15 protein-coding genes are annotated in these 17,235 nt (G+C 65.4%); 14 read left to right on the top strand and 1 reads right to left on the bottom strand.

Annotated features, from left to right (window positions below):
- Window positions 1-101: 101 nt before the first annotated feature.
- The 12 genes from leuA (at window position 102) to F8O08_RS07880 (ending at window position 14,384) form a co-directional block, all read left to right on the top strand.
- Window positions 102-1,880, top strand: coding sequence for a 2-isopropylmalate synthase (gene leuA / locus F8O08_RS07935; RefSeq protein WP_158042639.1), 1,779 nt, complete (start codon window positions 102-104; stop codon window positions 1,878-1,880).
- Between the two features lie 6 nt (window positions 1,881-1,886).
- Window positions 1,887-2,627, top strand: a complete 741-nt coding sequence (recO, locus tag F8O08_RS07930) for a DNA repair protein RecO (RefSeq protein ID WP_158042640.1) — start codon at window positions 1,887-1,889, stop codon at window positions 2,625-2,627.
- A 12-nt stretch (window positions 2,628-2,639) separates the two neighbouring features.
- Entirely contained in the window at window positions 2,640-3,485 is an 846-nt protein-coding gene (locus F8O08_RS07925; protein WP_158042641.1) for an isoprenyl transferase, read from the top strand.
- Between the two features lie 105 nt (window positions 3,486-3,590).
- The gene (locus tag F8O08_RS07920) at window positions 3,591-4,976 is read left to right on the top strand and encodes a glycine--tRNA ligase (protein WP_158031238.1); all 1,386 of its coding nucleotides are present in this window, start codon (window positions 3,591-3,593) and stop codon (window positions 4,974-4,976) included.
- Window positions 4,973-6,157, top strand: coding sequence for a CPBP family intramembrane glutamic endopeptidase (locus tag F8O08_RS07915; RefSeq protein ID WP_158042642.1), 1,185 nt, complete (start codon window positions 4,973-4,975; stop codon window positions 6,155-6,157). The genes F8O08_RS07920 and F8O08_RS07915 overlap by 4 nt, the downstream gene beginning before the upstream one ends.
- Window positions 6,158-6,160: 3 nt before the next feature.
- Entirely contained in the window at window positions 6,161-7,429 is a 1,269-nt protein-coding gene (gene dusB, locus F8O08_RS07910) for a tRNA dihydrouridine synthase DusB (RefSeq protein ID WP_158042643.1), read from the top strand.
- A gap of 4 nt (window positions 7,430-7,433) precedes the next feature.
- Window positions 7,434-8,759: a deoxyguanosinetriphosphate triphosphohydrolase gene (locus F8O08_RS07905; protein ID WP_158042644.1), complete on the top strand. Its 1,326-nt coding sequence runs from the start codon at window positions 7,434-7,436 to the stop codon at window positions 8,757-8,759.
- An 83-nt stretch (window positions 8,760-8,842) separates the two neighbouring features.
- Window positions 8,843-10,789 carry a DNA primase gene (gene dnaG / locus F8O08_RS07900; RefSeq protein WP_158037745.1) on the top strand — a complete coding sequence of 649 codons (1,947 nt, stop codon included), beginning with the start codon at window positions 8,843-8,845 and terminating at the stop codon, window positions 10,787-10,789.
- Window positions 10,790-10,832: 43 nt separating this feature from the next.
- A complete protein-coding gene (locus tag F8O08_RS07895) occupies window positions 10,833-11,762 on the top strand; it encodes an NAD(P)-dependent oxidoreductase (RefSeq protein ID WP_158042645.1) in 930 nt (309 codons plus the stop codon).
- A 28-nt stretch (window positions 11,763-11,790) separates the two neighbouring features.
- On the top strand, window positions 11,791-13,086 hold the full coding sequence (locus F8O08_RS07890; RefSeq protein ID WP_158042646.1) for an alpha-hydroxy acid oxidase: 1,296 nt from the start codon (window positions 11,791-11,793) through the stop codon (window positions 13,084-13,086).
- Between the two features lie 66 nt (window positions 13,087-13,152).
- Window positions 13,153-13,611: a GNAT family N-acetyltransferase gene (locus F8O08_RS07885; RefSeq protein WP_158042647.1), complete on the top strand. Its 459-nt coding sequence runs from the start codon at window positions 13,153-13,155 to the stop codon at window positions 13,609-13,611.
- A gap of 152 nt (window positions 13,612-13,763) precedes the next feature.
- A complete protein-coding gene (locus F8O08_RS07880) occupies window positions 13,764-14,384 on the top strand; it encodes a TetR/AcrR family transcriptional regulator (protein WP_158037749.1) in 621 nt (206 codons plus the stop codon).
- Window positions 14,385-14,412: 28 nt separating this feature from the next.
- Here the strand turns inward: F8O08_RS07880 and F8O08_RS07875 are convergent, their stop codons facing one another.
- Window positions 14,413-15,015 (bottom strand): GNAT family N-acetyltransferase, encoded by a 603-nt coding sequence (locus F8O08_RS07875; protein WP_158042648.1) that lies wholly within the window; start codon window positions 15,013-15,015, stop codon window positions 14,413-14,415.
- 80 nt (window positions 15,016-15,095) lie between these two features.
- Between F8O08_RS07875 and nrdI the strand changes: the two genes are divergently transcribed.
- Window positions 15,096-15,539: a class Ib ribonucleoside-diphosphate reductase assembly flavoprotein NrdI gene (gene nrdI / locus F8O08_RS07870; RefSeq protein ID WP_158037751.1), complete on the top strand. Its 444-nt coding sequence runs from the start codon at window positions 15,096-15,098 to the stop codon at window positions 15,537-15,539.
- Between the two features lie 321 nt (window positions 15,540-15,860).
- A complete protein-coding gene (locus tag F8O08_RS07865) occupies window positions 15,861-17,036 on the top strand; it encodes a hypothetical protein (protein ID WP_158042649.1) in 1,176 nt (391 codons plus the stop codon).
- The last annotated feature ends 199 nt before the right edge of the window (window positions 17,037-17,235 follow it).

Here is a 17,235-nt window from a genome sequence, read left to right as displayed (position 1 = left end):
CTTCTTCTTAGCCGCCGCGGCGAGTCTTAGATTCTAAGACCTTCCTCGCCGCGGAGTTTCGTCGTGGTCTTGACACGCAAGTCTCGAGGAAGAGAAGCACAATGGAAAACCGCCAGCAGCCCAGCGGCATGCACACCGACAAGTACGTTCCCTATCACCAGCAGTTCTCCGTCGAACTGCCTGATCGCACCTGGCCCGATCAGCACTTCACGAAGGCCCCGCGCTGGTGCGCAGTCGACCTGCGCGACGGGAACCAGGCTCTGATCGATCCTATGGATCCCCACCGCAAGCGCGTGCTCTTCGATCTGCTGGTCGAGCTCGGGTTCAAAGAGATCGAGGTCGGCTTCCCCTCCGCCAGCCAGACCGACTTCGACTTCGTGCGGTCTCTGATCGAAGACGGAGCGATTCCCGACGATGTGACCATCCAGGTGCTGACGCAGGCACGTGAGCACTTGGTGCACCGCACCTATGAGGCGCTGCAGGGTGCCAAGCGCGCCGTCGTCCACTTCTACAACTCGACCTCCGTGCTGCAGCGCGATGTCGTCTTTCACAAAGACCGCGCCGGAATCATCGACATCGCCGTCTCAGCAGCGCAGCTGTGCAAGCGACTCGAAGGGGACATCCCCGACACCGAGATCACGTACGAGTACTCGCCAGAGTCGTACACCGGCACCGAGCTCGACTTCGCCGCCGAGATCAGCAACCGCGTCATCGAGATCATCGATCCCACTCCTGAGCGCCCGATGATCCTGAACCTGCCCTCAACCGTCGAGATGACCTCGCCGAACGTCTACGCCGACTCGATCGAGTGGATGGGACGCCATATCGACCGCCGTGACTCGGTGCTCATCTCGCTGCACCCGCACAACGACCGAGGCACCGGTGTCGCTGCAGCCGAGCTGGGCTTTCTCGCCGGCGCCGATCGCATCGAAGGCTGCCTGTTCGGCAACGGCGAGCGCACCGGCAACGTCGACCTGGTCACCCTGGCGCTGAACCTGTTCACGCAGGGGGTCGATCCCGAGCTCGACTTCAGTGACATCCCGCGCGTTCGGCGCATCGTCGAGTTCTGCAATCAGCTCGATGTGCACGAGCGCACGCCCTATGGCGGCGATCTCGTGTTCACGGCGTTCAGCGGCTCGCATCAGGATGCGATCAAGAAGGGCATGGAACGCATGCAGGCCGACGCCGATCACGTTGGCAAAGACTTCAACGAGATTCCCTGGGCGGTGCCCTATCTGCCGATCGATCCGAAAGACATCGGCCGAGACTACGAGGCGATCATCCGCGTCAACTCGCAGTCGGGCAAGGGCGGCGTCGCCTATCTGCTGAAAGCCGATCACAACCTCGATCTGCCGAAGCGCCTGCAGATGGAGTTCTCGTCGGTCATCCAGCACAAGACCGACTCCGAGGGCGGCGAGGTGAGCAGCCCGCAGATCTGGTCGATCTTCTCGGATGAGTACCTGCCGGCCGACGACCAGGGCAACAAGTGGGGCCACTACGAGCTGCTCGGTCTGAGCACCACCTCTGAGATGACCGGTCAGGTGCACATCGAGGCGAACATCCGCCGCGGCGACGAGCGCAGGCAGGTGGGCTCCACCGGAAACGGCCCGATCGACGCGTTCGTCAACAGCCTGCGCGACGCGGGAGTCGACGTACAGGTCGAAGACTACGTCGAACACGCGCTGAGCTCGGGCCGTGACGCCGTGGCAGCCGCCTACGTCGACGCCAGCGTCAACGGGGTGCGTCTGTGGGGCGTCGGCATCGACGCAGACAGCTCGACAGCGGCTCTCAAGGCCGTGGTCTCGGCTGTGAACCGCGCGATCCGAGCTGAGACGGCAGACGCAGAGCGCGAGCCGGCCACCGCATCCGCAGGAGCCTGACCCCGCGTGCCCCTGTATCGTGATGAGGCGGTCGTGCTGCACACCCATGACTTGGGCGAGGCAGACCGCATCATCACGATGCTGGCACGCCACCACGGGCGGCTGCGAGCGGTCGCCAAAGGCGTGCGCCGCACCTCGTCGAAGTTCGGCGCACGCCTCGAGCCTTTCAGCGTCGTCGACCTGCAGTGCTTCGAGGGGCGCACTCTCGACACCGTCACCCAGGCCGTGACCTTGGCGAACTTCGGTGCGGCCGTCGCCGGCGACTACACGAAGTACACTGCGGGCACCGTGATGCTCGAAGCCGCCGAACGGCTCAGCGCCGAGACTGCGAACCCGGCGCTCTACCGACTGACCGTCTCGGCACTGCGGTCGCTGGCCCGCGGGGAACACGATCCCGTCTCGACCGCAGACGCCTTTCTGCTGCGTGCGCTGTCGCTCTCTGGGTGGGCGCCGTCGTTCGCCGACTGCGCACGCTGCGGCGCACGGGGGCCCCACCGACTCTTCTCGGCCGTCGCCGGCGGCATGGTCTGCGACACCTGCGCTCCGAGCGGCTCACTCGCCGTCGAACCGCGCACCCTGGAGGTGCTCGCAGGGCTGCTCTCGGGCGTCTGGGAACTGGTCGACGGCGACAGCGACGACGACGCACTCGCGCGAGCACGGGCACACGAGGTCACCTCGAAGTACACCCAGTACCACCTGGAGCGTCGTGTGCGTTCCCTGCGTCACCTCGACGGTCAGGGCACGTAGAATCAGAGCGCTATGACATCCTCAGCTGATTCGAAGCCCGCCATGCTGCCGCTGGACTATGCCGGCGGGCAGCCGCCGAAGATCCCCGCGAAGTTTCTGCCGGCGCATGTCGCGATCGTCATGGACGGCAACGGGCGGTGGGCGAACCAGCGCGGTCTCACCCGCACCGAGGGGCACCGGGCCGGCGAAGAGGCGCTGCTCGACGTCGTCGCCGGGGCGATCCAGATGGGGGTGAGACATCTCTCTGTGTATGCCTTCTCGACCGAGAACTGGAAGCGCTCGCCCGACGAGGTGCGCTTTCTGATGGGCTTCAACCGCGATGTGCTGCACCGGCGGCGCGATCAGCTGCACGCCTGGGGTGTGCGCGTGCGCTGGGCTGGCCGGCGCCCGAAGCTCTGGCGCTCGGTCATCAAAGACCTCGAGATCGCCGAAGAGCTGACCCGAGACAACACCGTGATGGATCTCACGATGTGTGTGAACTACGGCGGGCGGGCCGAATTGGTGGATGCCATGCGCGCGATGGCCGAAGAGGTGGCCGCCGGTCGGCTGCGTCCGCGCGGCATCACCGAACGCACCATCGAGCATCACCTGTCGACCTGGCCGGTGCCCGACGTCGATCTCTTTCTGCGACCCTCGGGCGAGCAGCGCACCTCGAACTTTCTGCTCTGGCAGTCGGCCTATGCCGAGTTCGTCTTTCAGGACGTACTCTGGCCCGACTTTCGGCGTGCGAATCTGTGGGATGCCGTGGTCGAGTACGCGCATCGCGATCGCCGGTTCGGGGGCGCGGTCGATCATCCCACCGAGGCGTCGGGGGAGCGAACGGTCGAGGCTCGCCCGGATTCTGTGCCGGGCGTCTAGACTGGAGAACGGGTGCCTGCGTGCGCCCAAGCCCTTTCGACCGCGGTCGTGTGACGTGCCAGCCATGTCTCGATCTCGGCGACAGTCAAAGAAACAGGAGTGCGTGTGTCCAAGTCATCCCGTCTCGATGCGGTCATCTCACTCGCGAAGCGTCGCGGGTTCGTCTTTCCCTCTGGAGACATCTACGGAGGCACGCGTTCCGCATGGGACTACGGCCCTCTCGGCGTCGAGCTCAAAGAGAACATCAAGCGTCGCTGGTGGGACGACTTCGTGCGCGGCCGCTCCGACATGGTCGGTCTCGACTCGTCGATCATTCTGCCGACCAAGGTGTGGCAGGCGTCTGGGCACGTCGAGACCTTCACCGACCCTCTGGTCGAGTCGCTGCACACGCACAAGCGCTATCGTGCCGACCATTTGATCGAGGCGTACACCGCGAAGCACGGTCACCCGCCTGTCAACGGCCTCGCCGACGTGAATGATCCTGAGACGGGTCAGCCAGGCGCATGGACCGAGCCGCAGCAGTTCTCGGGGCTGATGAAGACGTACCTCGGCGCCGTCGACAACGAGCAGGGTCTGCACTATCTGCGCCCCGAGACGGCTCAGGGCATCTTCGTGAACTTCGCCCACGTCGTCACCGCCGCGCGCAAGAAGCCGCCGTTCGGCATCGGCCAGATCGGCAAGGCATTCCGAAACGAGATCACGCCCGGCAACTTCATCTTCCGCACTCGCGAGTTCGAACAGATGGAGATCGAGTACTTCGTCAAGCCAGAAGACGCCGACGAGGCGTTCAAAGCCTGGGTCGAAGACGCCTGGAACTGGTTCGTCGACCTCGGCATCGACCCGGCCAACCTGCGCCGGTTCGACGTGCCAGAAGACGACCGCGCACACTACTCGACCGGGACGATCGACGTCGAGTACAAGTTCGGCTTCGAGGGCGGCGAATGGGGCGAGCTCATGGGCATCGCGAACCGCACTGACTTCGATCTGAAGAACCACACCGAGGCTTCGGGCAACGACCTCAGCTACTTCGACCAGGCCACCGGCGAACGCTATATCCCGTACGTCATCGAACCGTCGTTCGGACTGACCCGCTCGCTCATGGCGTTCCTGGTCGACAGCTACGACGAAGAAGAGGTGCCGAACGCCAAAGGCGGCACCGACAAGCGCACCGTGCTGCATCTCGACCCGCGTCTCGCGCCCGTCAAGGTGGCCGTGCTGCCGCTCTCGCGCAACGAGAAGCTCTCGCCCGAGGCACGGGGGCTGGCCGAGCGCCTGCGCAAGCACTGGAACGTGCAGTTCGACGACTCCGGCGCGATCGGCCGTCGCTACCGTCGCCAAGACGAGATCGGCACGCCCTTCGCCGTGACCGTCGACTTCGACACCCTCGACGACCATGCCGTGACCGTGCGCGAACGCGACTCGATGACGCAGGAGCGAGTGTCGCTCGACCAGATCGAAGGGTACCTGGCACAGCGGCTGATCGGCGCGTGACCGTGCCCCGCTCTCAGCGCGAGCAGCCGCAGCCACTCGGCTGGCAGCACCAGCCATTGGGCTGGCACTGGGAGTGGGTGCGGCCCGAGCCTCTGCAGTTTCACCGCCTGCAGCTGAGTCTGCCCAACTACCGCTGGTGGCGGCCTCTGCTGACGGTGCTGCTCGCGGTGGTGTACTACCTCGTGCTCTCGGTGCTGCTGTTCGTGGTCTACGGTATCGCGATGTTCGCAAACAGCCGCAGCGGCCTCGCCGGTCTTGAACAGCTCGACACCTCTCGCGTGACCGATCCGATGACGCTGTCGCTGCTGCTCGTCTCGGTGATCCTGATGGCGCCGGCCGTGCTGCTGGCCTGCCTGTCGACTGGTCTGCGACCGTGGCGGCATATGCTCTCGGTCACCTCACGCATCCGCTGGCGGTGGATGCTCTGGTGCGTCATGCCTGCCGTCGTCACGTTCGTGGGCACGCAGGTGCTGGTCTCTGTGCTCACGATCATCGCGTCGCTCACGACGGGCGGCATCTCAGACCATGAGGCGAGCGCGCTGTCGAGCACACATGGGTGGGGCGGGTGGCCGACCTACGCCGTGCTGCTCGGCATGATCATCGTGCTCGTGCCGCTGCAGGCGGCCACCGAGGAGATCGTCTTCCGAGGGCTCATTCTGCAGACCGTCGGAGGCTGGGTGCGTCGGCCGTGGGTGGCGGCCATTCCCAGTGTGCTGCTGTTCACGGCAGGCCACGGCTATGGTTTCTGGGGGCAGCTGAGCATCGTCGTGTTCGCCGTCACAACGGTCTGGCTCACGATTCGCACTGGCGGGCTCGAAGCCTCGATCGCGCTGCACGTGGTCAACAACGTGCTGCTGTTCGTGGTGCAGGCCACCGGCATCACAGGTGACGACACGCTTGAGGGCTCTGCTGACACGCCGATCGTGCTGTTCCAAGAAGTGATCCTCTGCGGCTCGTTTCTCTGCTGGGTGCTCATCGCGGCGCGTCGTCGTCGCATTGACAACAGGTTTCATCCTGCGCCGCACCCGGTGCCCGTGTGGCACGGAGCGCAGCCGACGTTCGCAGTACAGTCGACGTTCGCAGCACAGCCGACCGATGACACCGTCTCTATCCGAACCCTTCAGCCGTCGACCGACGGCGATGACGAACAGCATCCCCCGATGCAGAGAACACAGAAGTAGCGCATGACAGAACATCTCACCGCTTCGGCCGATGCCCGACCTGCGACGCAGACGCGCGCAGAACGGCGGAACGACGCCGAATCCGCACCAGCAGACGTGCCTTCGGCCACTCGGGGCCTGCAGATCGGCCGCCTGCACGTCGACACCCCGGTCGAGCTCGCACCGATGGCAGGCATCACGAACCGCGCGTTTCGGCATCTTGCCCGCGACTATGGCGGCGGCATCTATGTCTGCGAGATGATCACGACGCGTGCCCTCGTCGAGCGCAACGCCGAGACGATGCGCCTGATCACGTTCGACGACGATGAGTCGCCGCGGTCGGTGCAGCTCTACGGCGTCGATCCGAAGACCGTGGGCGAGGCGGTGCGCATGATCGTGGCCGAAGACCTCGCCGATCACATCGATCTCAACTTCGGCTGCCCAGTGCCAAAGGTGACCCGCAAAGGCGGGGGAGCGGCTCTGCCCTGGAAGCACGACCTCTTCGCCTCGATCGTGCAGACCGCGGTGCGCAGTGCGGGCGATCTGCCGGTGACGGTCAAGATGCGCAAAGGCATCGACAACGATCACATGACTTTCGAGTGGGCCGCGAAGGCAGCCCGTGACGCCGGTGTCGCAGCGGTGGCGCTGCACGGGCGCACGGCGGCCGAGCACTACTCGGGGCATGCCGACTGGTCGGCGATAGCCCGCCTGCGCGAGATGCTTCCCGACGTGACGGTTCTGGGCAACGGCGATATTTGGTCGGCCGAGGATGCGATCCGCATGGTGCGTGAGACCGGCGTCGATGGCGTGGTCGTCGGTCGCGGCTGCCTGGGGCGACCATGGCTGTTCCAAGACCTGGAGCGGGCGTTCGCCGCGTATGCCGCCGACCCGACGAGGCCGAGCTACGAGTATCAGCCCGCGCAGCCGAATCTGCGAGAGGTCGGGCAGGCCCTGCTGCGGCATGCGCGTCTGCTGGGCGATTTCTTCGACGACGAGATGCACGCCTGCCGCGACATCCGCAAGCACGTCGCCTGGTACTTCAAGGGGTATCCGGTCGGCGGCGAGCTGCGCCAGCGCATGGCGCTGGTCGAGACGTTCGGCGAGCTCGAAGACCTGGTGGGGCAGCTCGACGCAAGCGTGCGCTACCCGGGCAAAGACGCCGAGGGGCCGCGTGGTCGCGCCGGTCGCCCGAAGCGTCCGCACCTGCCCGAGCACTGGCTTGAGTCGAACCTGCTCGACGCCGAGCAGTCGTCCTGCCTGCTCGAGGCCGAACTCGACGTGAGCGGCGGCTGATCGCATGAGCGAAACTGAGAGCGGGGCGCGCGACAGTCGCGCGGCTGCCACGGTGGCGGTCACGTCGTCGGGGCGCTTGAAGCGGGCGAAGTACTCCAAAGCCGACCGGGAGCGCTGGTACCCAGAGACCCACACGAACCGCCGCGGCGACTTCGAACGCGATCGAGGTCGAATGATCCATTCCTCGGCTCTGCGCCGGCTGTCGGCCAAAACCGGTGTGTTCTCGCCGACCGCAGGCCTCGACTTCGTGCGCAACCGACTGACGCACTCGCTCGAGGTCGCCCAGGTGGGTCGCGAACTCGGCAAGTCGCTCGGGCTGAACCCCAATCTGGTCGACAGCGCCTGCCTCGCCCACGACTTCGGACACCCGCCGTTCGGACACAACGGTGAGATGGCCCTGGCCGAGTGGTCAGTGCGCTTCGGCGGCTTCGAGGGCAACGCGCAGACGCTGCGGCTGCTCACCCGCCTTGAGACAAAGCGCATGGTCGACGGAGTCAGCTACGGGCTCAACCTGACGCGTGCCACGCTTGACGCCACCGCGAAGTATCCCTGGGGCGTCGAAGAGGGTGTGCGCCGCGCCGACGAGACCGGGGGCCCGCTGAAGTACGGCGTCTACGCCGACGATCTGCCGGTCTTCGAATGGCTGCGAGCCGGGGCGCCCGCAGGGCGGCGGTGCATCGAGGCGCAGGTCATGGATCTCAGCGACGACATCGCCTACTCGGTGCATGACTTCGAAGACGGCATCGTCGAGCGCTATGTCGACCCTGAGATCATCAACGATCCGCAGCATCTCGACGAAGTCCTGCGCGGAGCGATGATCTGGACGGGCACACGGCACTCGCCAGACGAGCTGGCCGCTGCGCTGCATCGTCTGCAGCGGCTGCCGCTCTGGCTCTGGAATTGGAGTGAGAGCCGCGAGCATCTCGCCCAGCTCAAAGATCTCACCAGCGAGCTGATCGGCCGGTTCTGCCGATCAGTCACTGAGGCCACCCGTGCCGCACATCCAGTCGGCAGCCTGATCCGCTACCGCGCCGACGTCGAGCTCCCGGCCGCGACCTCAGCCGAGATCACCCTGCTGAAAGGCATCGTGGGCATGTTCATCATGGCCTCCGACAGCCTGCAGCCGTATTACGAGCGGCAGCGCTCGATGCTGGCGGCGCTGCTCGACGCGCTGTGGTCGACTGGGGACGCACATCTCGAGCCCGCCTTCCGCGAGCTGTGGCGAGCGGCACCCGACGACGACGGGCGTCGGCGTGTCGTCGTCGATCAGGTGGCGATGCTGACCGATCTTTCGGCCGAGCACTGGTACGCACGTTTCGTCGAGGGATAGCCGCGCCTCGTCGACGCACCAGCGAGGAAGGTCGCGTCGAGCCACACGGGGCGGATCAGCGCCGAGGATCTAGACTGGTGGGCATGGCCGGACGGATTGCACGACGCGACATCGACGAGATTCGCTCGCGCATCGACATCTCTGAGGTCATCGGCCAGTATGTGACGCTGAAGTCGGCCGGCATCGGCTCTCTGAAGGGTCTCTGCCCGTTTCACGACGAGCGTTCGCCCTCATTCCACGTGCGCCCCCAGCTCGGCTACTACCACTGCTTCGGATGCGGCGAAGGCGGCGACGTCTTCACGTTTCTGCAGAAGATGGATCACGTCACCTTCACCGAGGCGGTCGAGCAGCTCGCCGATCGGCTGGGCTACGAGCTGCACTACGAAGACGGCGGCCCCGATCTGCAGGCTCGCGGCCGTCGTGCCCGCATTCTCGAGGCCAACGAGGCTGCGCGCAGCTGGTTCGCCCAACAGCTGAACAGCCCCGAGGCGAAGGTCGCCCGCGCCGAGCTGCTGCGCCGTGACTTCGACTCCCACGCAGCCCACGAGTTTCACATGGGCTATGCGCCCAAAGGCTGGAACGGCCTGCGCGACCACCTGCAGCAGCGCGGATTCACCAATGACGAGCTGATCGCCGCCGGGCTCGTCTCGCAGGGCCAGCGCGGCGTCTACGATCGGTTTCGCGGTCGACTGATGTGGCCGATCATCGACCTCACCGGCCGCACGATCGGGTTCGGTGCCCGCAGACTCTATGACGACGATCAAGGGCCGAAATACCTCAACACACCCGAGACCGACGTCTATCACAAGGCAAAGGTGCTCTACGGTCTCGACCTCGCCAAACGCGCCATCGCGAAGAAGCGTCAGGTGGTCGTGGTCGAGGGATACACCGACGTGATGGCCTGCCACCTGGCCGGCGTCGACACCGCCGTCGCCACCTGCGGCACCGCCTTCGGCCCGGGGCACATCGAGGTCATCCGACGGGTTCTTGCCGACGATGCCTCCAAGCCGGCCGAGGTGATCTTCACCTTCGACCCCGATGAGGCGGGGCAGAAGGCCGCTCTGCGCGCGTTCGCCGAAGAGCAGCGCTTCGTCGCGCAGACCTACGTGGCCATCGCACCCGACGGCCTTGACCCCTCAGATCTGCGCATGAGCCGGGGCGATCAGGCCGTGCGCAGCATGATCACGGCGAAGACCCCGCTTTTCGAGTTCGCCATGCGCCAGGTGATCAAGCGTTTCGATCTGAACACTGTCGAAGGCCAGGTGCAGGCGCTGCAGCAGGCCGCTCCGATTGTCGCCAGTCTGCGCAACCGGGCGCTGCAGCCCGGCTATGCCCGCGTGCTCGCCGGATTGGTCGGGGCAGACCCCGACGAGGCTCTGCGCGCGGTGCGAGCCGCAGAACGCGATCGGTCGCGGCGTTCGACGGCTTCGCCTGACGTGCCTGACGCGCCTGCGGTGAGCGCGCAGCAGGTGGGGTCGGGCTTCGTCAGAGCCGGTGATGCCGAGCAGCGGGCGGATGCCGTGAGCGCGCCCGCTCCCGCTGTGCCGGTGCACCGAGCCGATCTGCCGATGGGCTCGCAGCATGCCAGACGCGAGGTGCAGCTCGCCGAGGCTCTTCTGCAGGTGCCCGAGCTGTGCCCGCCCGATCTGCGCAGCCGTGTCGAACAGCTGCCGGTCAACGAACCCCGCCTGCGTCAGCTGCTCGAAGTGCTGTTCTCGGTGCCGAACTACGCCGAGCAGAAGAACCGCGTCGAGACGGTCGGCGAGCGCGTCGCGCCCGAGCTGCAGTCGCTGGTCGGCGAACTGGCGATGACCCAGCTGCCGGTGAGCACCGGTGCCGAGGCGGCCGCCTATGCACGCGAGGTGCTGACCCGGTACCTGCTTGACCGACTCGACCAGCGCATCCGCGAACTGCTCGGTAGACTCTCGCGAGGAGCGGCCGTCGCTCCGCCAGACCAGGTGCGCAACGTGCAGCGTATGCTCGTCGACCTTGAGCAGGAGCGCAGAGACCTGCAGGAGTCGATCGCCTGAGTCTGTGACACACGCGATTCAGTCATCACACAAAGGAGTTCCCATGACGATCACCGTTCTTCCCGAGGCTCAGGCCCCGTTCGTCAAGGCCGTCGCCGCAGGCGGCGTCGAGGCGCAGCCGCTCAGCGCCGAGACCGAGGGTGTGGTCTGGCTCGATCCGAAGGGCGCCTCGCAGCTCGCTGAGGTGCTCGACGCCAACCCTCAGGTTCGCTGGGTGCAGTTGCCCTTCGCCGGCGTCGACGCGTTCACCGACGTCTTCACGAGTCACAGCTCGATCACGTTCACCTCTGCCAAGGGAGCCTACGACGAGCCGGTCGCCGAGCACGCTCTGGCTCTCACTCTCGCTGCGCTGCGTGACTTCGGCCCCTACTCACGGCGCACTAGCTGGAGCGCTCAGGCCGGCCGCTCTCTCTACGACCTGCGGGTGGCAGTCGTGGGCGCCGGCGGCATCGGTCGTGAGATTGTGCGTCTGCTGCAGCCGTTCCGCGCGAAGATCACGGTCGTGCGACGTCGTCAGCAGCCTGTCGAAGGAGCTGAGCGCGTCGTCGACGACCAGACATTCCGCAGTCTGGTGGCAGAGTTCGATGTGATCATCCTCGCTGCGGCACTGACGGCCGGCACGAAGCACCTGCTCGGGGCCGAAGAGTTCAAGGCGCTGCCGAACGACGCGGTCGTCGTGAACATCGCCCGCGGCCCACAGATCGACACGGATGCGCTGGCCGAGGCCATCACCCAGGGCGAGATCGCGGGCGCAGGCGTCGACGTGACCGACCCCGAGCCTCTGCCCGACGGTCACCCGCTGTGGACGGCGGGCAACGTGATCATCACACCGCACACGGCGAACACCTGGGCGATGGCGCAGAAGCCGCTGTCAGCTCGAATCAGCCACAACGTGCGCGCATTCCTCGGCGAGAGCGACGGCGGCAGCGCCGTCGAGTTCGCCGGTGTGGTCGACAAACAGGCCGGCTACTGAACCACGACGAGAAGAGATCAGCAAGACAATGACGAAGCGTCGATTCCCAGATCCCAAAGAGTTCAGCCAGTTTCTGCGGCTGAAGCCGTTCGAGCCCAATGGTAAGAAGCGCCGACTCGACAAGGCTGCCGACCTCTGGGACATCCGGCGCATCGCGAAACGTCACACACCGAAAGTGGCCTTCGACTACACCGACGGTGCGGCCGAGAGCGAGATCAGCCTGCGGCGGGCACGCCAGGCCTACCGCGACATCGTCTTTCACCCCTCGGTGCTGCGTGACATCGCAGAGATCGACACCAGCACCGAGGTGCTCGGCGCCAGTGCCGCCATGCCTCTCGGCATCTGCCCAACCGGCTTCGTGCGCATGATGAATCACGAGGGCGAGGTCGCTGCCGGGCAGGCGGCACGTGACGCGGGCGTTCCGTTCAGCCTCTCGTGCATGGGCACCACCTCGATCGACACACTCGCCCAGAGCACGCCAGGCGGTCGCAACTGGTTCCAGCTCTACCTCTGGAAAGAGCGCGACCGGTCGCTGAAGCTGATCGAGCAGGCGCAGCAGGCAGGCGTTGACACGCTGATCGTGACGGTCGACACCGCTGTGGCCGGCGCCCGCCTTCGCGATGTGCGCAATGGCATGACCATTCCGCCGAGGCTCACCGGCAAGACGTTCATGAACGGTGCCGTTCGCCCATGGTGGTGGTTCAACTTCTTGACGACCGAGCCGCTCAGATTCGCGGCGCTGGATTCGTGGCAGGGCACGGTCGGCGAGCTGGCCAACCAGATGTTCGACCCGACGGTCTCGTTCGACGACGTCGACTGGCTTCGCGAGCAGTGGAAGGGCAACCTGGTCGTCAAAGGCATTCAGAACGTGGATGACGCCAAGCGGGTGCGCGACCACGGTGCCGACGGCGTCTGGCTGTCGAACCACGGCGGGCGACAGCTCGACCGAGCTCCGGTGCCGCTGCACCTGCTGCCAGAAGTGCGTGCCCAGCTGGGCGATGACTACACCATTCTCATCGACACCGGCATCATGAACGGTGCCGACATCGTCGCCGCCGTTGCCAATGGTGCCGACATGGCGATGATTGGGCGCGCCTACCTCTACGGGCTGATGGCTGCGGGCAAAGAAGGCGTCGCCAAGGTGCTTGAGCTGCTGCGAGGCGAGTACACGCGCACACTGCAGCTGCTCGGCGTCAACAGCACGGCTGATCTGACCCCTGATCACGTCGAGCTGCTGCAGCGGCTGACCCCGTTGGCACGGCCTCATGCTGCTGCAGGGCAGCTATCGACCGCTCACTCAGGCCGGAAGACACGACACAGCTGAGGCAGCGGTCGTCATGCAGACGTATATGCTGAGGTCTTCTCGGGCAGGGTGCCATATGATGCTGCCATGAGCACACTGAGACTTGAAGAACTGAACGCGAAATACATCATCGCTGCCAACGCGCTCTCGCTGAAGCCAGGCCAGGCGCAGTACATCGCTCCCGTCTCGTACTCAGCTGCGGTCTCGGTGGTGAACCCCGACACCGCGTGGCAGCGCGTTGTGGTCGATGACGAGACCGACGAGGTCGTCGGCTTCATCCACGGCAGCTTCGACCCGCACGCTGATCGCGACGAGTTCAGCGCGGCTCTCTGGCGCATCCACGTAGACGCCCGGGGGCAGGGAAGGGGCATCGGGCGGTTCGCCGTCGAGGCACTGGCCGACGAGGCTCGGACACGCGGCTTTGGGGCGCTCTATGTGATCTACGAACCCGGGGAAGACGGCCCCGGACCATTCTTCGAGCACGTCGGTTTCATGACCGTCGGCGAGACCCCTTATGGCGAGTCTGTGGCGCGCATGTCGCTGTGACACCCCGCTCAGCCTGAGCAATCACAGGTGGGTGCCACGTCAGACGATGATTATGCGATACACTGTGCAACGGGGGAACCAATGGGGGGACCGTTCGTCTCGGGTCTTCGGGCCCGAGACGAACCGTATCGGCCGTCTCACCTAGGAGCCCCTTGACTGATCCCCGTCTCACGTCAGCACGCGAGAGCTCCGGTCGGCCTCTTGACGCAGGCGTCTCTCAGGCGATCATCGATTCCGTCGTCGACATCACGCTTGCTCACGGTCTGCGTGAGGTGACGATCTCATCGGTCGTGACCGCGGCGAAGACCACGAGACCTGCATTCTACCGTCGCTTCAAGAGCCTCGACGAGATGCTGCTGTTCGTCGTCAATTCACGCGCCACCTCGTTCAACGCCTCAGACCACGGAAGTCTCGAAGAAGATCTGTACGCCGTTCAGCTCGTCTCCGTGGAACGGCTGAACGATCGATTTCTTCGTGCGGTGCTGCCGTATCTGGCGTATCGCGGCATGTCAGACGGTTCTTGTATGCCCCTGTTGAACCGGGAGTTCATCGGCCCCTTTCGCGACACGGTCAGGTCTGCCCTCGAACGTGCAGTCGATCGTGGAGAGATCAGCCAGTTGCCAAATCTGAGCGAGGTCTGCAATGTGCTCTCTGGAATGCTCGTGCCTGACGCACTCTGCTCGGAAGGCTCACGAGATCTCACAGAGCGAGACGCCCGCCGTTCGGCACAGGTCGCCGCGTTGGCTGCGAGGCTCGGGCCGTCAGACGGCTGAGTGCCTAGCCTGGGCCTGAGACGGCCGCTCAGCGATGGTCTCGGCGGATGCTCTTCGTCATATAGCGGCCGGTGCGCGTGCCGTCGTGCGAGATCGGAACCGGCAGCAGCTGATCAGTGCCGGGCGCCAGGATGGGCAGAGTCACGTTCTGAGTGTCGTGCGCGGTGAACCCGAGCGCGGCGAAGAACCCCTCGGATGCCTCTTGACAGACCTCTTCGGCGAAGGTGTAGACCCCCGCGATGCTGGGATGCAGAGACGAAATCGCAAGGGCAGCCTCGACCAGAGCCCGGCCGACGCCGGCTCCACGGTGCTCGGGAATGACGGCGAGCTGGGGGAGCAGCGCCCACTGTGAGACGAACGAACGCGCGATACGTGGATCCAGACCATTTGCGATGATCATGTAGACCTCGGTGTCTGCACGGAGCACACAGGCGCCCAAGAGGGTTCCGTCATCGTCGCGCGCGGCGAGCACCGTCTCATCGACTCCTCCGAGGGATCGAACCAGTGCGGCCGTCTGCGCGTCGGGTTCGTCAGGAAACAGCGGCATCGTCGTCCGGAGCTCTGCCTGGAGCAGAGTGCGGCAGGCGGCGCGATCGTCAGCGCTGCGTGCGCGCTTCACTGAGAGGGACATGACCAGCAGTCTACTGAGCGATTCGGCAGCTCGCCGGCAGGGAACCAATCGACGCTGAGGCAAGAGGCATGATGGAGAACATGAGAGAGACGCCGATCTACTACTACTCGTCAGCCAGTGGCTTGGTGCGACGCTTCGCCGGGCATCTGAACAGAGATGTGCGCGACCTCTCAGATCACGACGTGCGCAACAGCGTCACCGACGGCCCCTGGGTGCTGCTGACGCCCTCGTACAAAGCGGGCAACGGGGCCAATGACACCCTGCCGAAGGCCGTGCTGAGGTTTCTGGCCTCGCCGCAGAACCGACGACACATGGTGGGGGTCATCGGATCTGGAAACCGGAATTTTGGCGAACACTACCAGGCAGCCGCACGACAGATCGCGCAGCGTTCTGGCCGACCGATGCTCTTCGAGTTCGAACTCTCGGGCACTCAGGAAGACGTCGTACGGTGCCGGGAGATTCTCGCCGAGCTCGACGAGAAGCTGGATGAGAGACACCGAATCGACCACACTGAGCGGGTGTAGAGGGCCGATCTGGCGTCTGCTGAGGCATCGTTGGCGTCTGCGCAGGCCCAGCAGCAATCGGCCCAGTCGGAGTATTCCCGGCAGAACCGTGTGTTTCAGCAGTGGGGGTCAGCGCCGGCTGATCAGGTGCCCTCTGGGTTGTCGGTGCCGTCGGGGTCTGTGGTGCGTTCTCTGTACCGGCAGCAGCAGGACGCGGCCTCTCGTGTGGGGTCGGCGTCGTCCCAGGTCGGTGACGCGCAGTCGCGGCTGGATGCGGCCAGACGCCTTGTTGCACAGGCGAAGCAGTCGTATCAAGAAGACGCGCATACCACGGCGGGTCGTTTGCAGGCCGCGACCGACAGTGCGATTCCGAAGGATTCTTGGTGGGAGAAGCTCACCAACTCTGATGCGTGGAAGGTGCTGGTCACGGTCGCGACAGTGGTGGTCGTGGTTGCCGCTGTGGCGGGGTTGTTTCTGTCGGGTCCAGCGGGGTGGATCGCTGCTGGTATCGCGTTCGGTGCGGGGGCGCTGCTGACTGCTGATGATGTTGCTGAGTTCGCCAAGGGCAACATGTCGTTGGGCGAGTTCGTGGTGTCGATGGGGCTGAACTTCATTCCAGGCGGTGCGTTCGCCAAAGGCGGGAAGGCCCTGGCCAAGGGGTTGAGTCGTGCTGCGCATGGGGTGGGTAGGGCCGGGGGTGCTGCGGTGGCGGGCGTGAGTAGGGCGGCGTCTCGTGCGGGTGAGGCCCTGGCCGGAGCGTCACGGCGGGCAGTTGATGGTGTCATTTCGGGGGTGCGGAATGATCCGATCTATCAAGGCGTGCTCGCTGCGGGGAGGCGTGGTATTGACCAAGCCACGGGTGTGTTCGAACATGCGGGGCAGGGGTTGCGGGCCCGGACTGGTATGTTGAGTCGCGTGTCTGGGGATCTTGTTTTGGGTGTGCGTGAGACCGCGATGCGTGCGGGAGCCAGTCAAGGTGTGAAAGGGTTCGTCACCCAGGCCGCGTTTGGTGCCGCGGGGAATGTGGGGGTGTACTCCGTGACGAACGCTGCCGACGGGAAGCCCTGGACGGTGTCTGGTGCCGCAGCCGCCGCGGCTGGTGGCGCGGCCGCTGGCGGCCTCGGATCCCAAGCCGGAAAAGCCGGAGCGCTCTTTCATGGTGATACTGCCCAAGCGGGCGCGGGGGTGGTTGCGTCGGCTGGTGCTGAGGTGATCGGTGGCGTGGTCGAGGACCAGCTCAACGGTCCTGAGAATGACTATGACCTGGTTGACGGTTTGCTTGATGCTGTTGATGGTGGCCTGTTGTCGAAGTTCCCTGACGCTGCCGCTATTTCCGGGGCGAACCCGTCGTGGGGTGCGCATGTGGGTGCCGCGTTCGCGGGCGAGCACGCAGGCTTAGGTGTTGACGCGGCCAAGTTCACGGCAAAGCATGTCGTAGAGAACCTCACTGGAGCCAACGCCGCAGCACCCGAACCCAACCAAGGTACGACAGACTCCAGCCACGGGGCCACGCAATGACCCACCCCCAACCCCAGTCAGGGCCAGAGCCTGAACCAAAGTCTGGACCAGGGGCAGGCTCGGAGTCTGCGGCTAGCGACGCCGCGAGTGGCGGTGTCGACCCGGGGCGTTGGGACAAGACCGGGAAGGTACTCGGACAGATCTGGAACTGGTTGCTTTGGGCTGGCCTTGTCGTGTCGGTGGCCGCCGTGGTGTATGT

Source organism: Pseudoclavibacter sp. CFCC 13611 (assembly GCF_008831225.1).
In the GTDB taxonomy this organism is placed as follows: Bacteria; Actinomycetota; Actinomycetes; order Actinomycetales; family Microbacteriaceae; genus Pseudoclavibacter_A.
This window is presented reverse-complemented; position numbering and strand designations above follow the sequence as displayed.

Coding starts and splice junctions, on each gene's coding strand:
- leuA (WP_158042639.1), top strand. CDS start 102: ATGGAAAACCGCCAGCAGCCCAGCGGCATGCACACCGACAAGTACGTT.
- F8O08_RS07925 (WP_158042641.1), top strand. CDS start 2,640: ATGACATCCTCAGCTGATTCGAAGCCCGCCATGCTGCCGCTGGACTAT.
- dusB (WP_158042643.1), top strand. CDS start 6,161: ATGACAGAACATCTCACCGCTTCGGCCGATGCCCGACCTGCGACGCAG.
- F8O08_RS07905 (WP_158042644.1), top strand. CDS start 7,434: ATGAGCGAAACTGAGAGCGGGGCGCGCGACAGTCGCGCGGCTGCCACG.
- dnaG (WP_158037745.1), top strand. CDS start 8,843: ATGGCCGGACGGATTGCACGACGCGACATCGACGAGATTCGCTCGCGC.
- F8O08_RS07895 (WP_158042645.1), top strand. CDS start 10,833: ATGACGATCACCGTTCTTCCCGAGGCTCAGGCCCCGTTCGTCAAGGCC.
- F8O08_RS07890 (WP_158042646.1), top strand. CDS start 11,791: ATGACGAAGCGTCGATTCCCAGATCCCAAAGAGTTCAGCCAGTTTCTG.
- F8O08_RS07885 (WP_158042647.1), top strand. CDS start 13,153: ATGAGCACACTGAGACTTGAAGAACTGAACGCGAAATACATCATCGCT.
- F8O08_RS07875 (WP_158042648.1), bottom strand. CDS start 15,015: ATGTCCCTCTCAGTGAAGCGCGCACGCAGCGCTGACGATCGCGCCGCC.
- nrdI (WP_158037751.1), top strand. CDS start 15,096: ATGAGAGAGACGCCGATCTACTACTACTCGTCAGCCAGTGGCTTGGTG.